General features: G+C 35.2%; 1 protein-coding gene. It reads right to left on the reverse strand.

Features of this window, described 5'->3' with window-relative positions; all coding sequences use genetic code 11:
• Window positions 1-1244, reverse strand: a 1244-nt coding sequence (locus tag AC1DJR_RS30305) for a carbon starvation CstA family protein (RefSeq protein ID WP_477004292.1), incomplete at both ends; no start/stop codon positions are given.

Here is a 1244-nt window from a genome sequence, read left to right on the forward strand (position 1 = left end):
ACAATATACGATGTATTTAGCGGAATATTAAAACCAATTTTCGCATTTAAAATATAAACAACTGTCATGAGCGTCATAAATATCGCTGGAATTAAAGAAACGATATACTGTTTTCCTTTTATAAATAAATACATCGTTCCAATCCATAACGCAATGGCTGCAGTCGATTGGTTAGCCCAAGAGAAATATCTCCATAATAGTGTAAAGTCAATTTTCGTTAAACCATATGCAATAACAAATAATGGAATCGCAATAATTAAGCGATTTTTTAATTTTGTTTGATTGAAATGGAAGTAATCCGCAATAATAGAACGTGCCGCACGGAATGCTGTGTCTCCAGATGTAATTGGTAATACAATGACACCAAGAACAGCTATTGTGCCACCCACAGCACCTAACATCGTCTTCGAGATTTCACTTACAACCGCAGCTGGTGTACCCGATTTAATTAGCTCATTTAATTCACCGTAAGAGAAAATACTCATTGCCGCAGCTGCCCAGATCATTGCAATTATCGCTTCTGCAATCATCATACCGAAAAATACATAACGGCCATGTTTCTCCGTTTGAAGTGTACGTGAAATAATTGGTGATTGTGTTGCGTGGAATCCTGATAAGGCACCACACGTAATCGTCAACATTAATAATGGGAAAATAGGTRCATTGTCTGGATGCATATTTTCAAACGTTAGCTCTGGAATAGGRGARCCTTTTATTATCATCATTCCCCCTATGCCAATAGCACTTATTAGCAATAATGCACCTAATACCGGATAAATTTCACCAATAATTTTATCAATCGGTAAGATAGTCGATAAAATGTAATATATGAAAATTACAGATAAAATAATAGTTATTGACACTTTTCCTTGCAATACAATATCAAGTAATGATGCTGGYGTTGTTATAAATACAGTTCCTACTAATACTAAAAGTAACAATGAAAAAACATTTACAATATGTCTCATTGCATTCCCTAAAAATTTCCCTGCTAATTCAGGAATATGCGCCCCTTTATTTCGTATAGAAATCATCCCTGTAAGATAATCATGAACGGCTCCTGCAAAAATCGCTCCTATCACAATCCAGACAAATGCAATTGGACCATATAAAGCACCTAATATTGGTCCGAATATAGGACCAGTACCTGCAATATTAAGTAATTGAATCATAGAATTCTTTCGCCTATCCATAGGTACATAATCTATCCCATCTTGATTCACATAAGCTGGTGTCTTTCTCGA

The sequence above is a fragment of the Bacillus sp. 05T31 genome (assembly GCF_056396725.1).